Raw genomic sequence first — 207 nt, 5'->3', positions numbered from 1 at the left:
CATTCAGACTGAAGGTCTTGCCCGCTTCGAGACTGCCGCCGAAACCGTTCTGGCTGTAATCGCCTTTAACTGCCGTACCGTCACTCATCCGGGTGCGCAGCTCATTGCTGAAGCGATTGTATTTCAGCACACCGTCTACGTAGTAGCCGTCATTATCTGACCATGTGGCATAGAGACCGCCGCCGGTACTGCCGATCGTACTGTCTC

Annotated in this window: 1 protein-coding gene; it reads right to left on the bottom strand. The window is 55.1% G+C overall.

Going from position 1 to position 207, the window contains the following annotated elements:
• A partial coding sequence (locus tag FDX22_RS24170) for an autotransporter outer membrane beta-barrel domain-containing protein (protein ID WP_146717901.1) occupies window positions 1–207 on the bottom strand: 207 nt, incomplete at both ends.

It is taken from the genome of Citrobacter sp. TBCS-14 (genome assembly GCF_005280805.1).
Classification (GTDB): Bacteria; Pseudomonadota; Gammaproteobacteria; order Enterobacterales; family Enterobacteriaceae; genus Citrobacter; species Citrobacter gillenii.
Note: the sequence above shows the minus strand (reverse complement) of the source record. Positions and strands in the feature narration are given on the sequence as shown.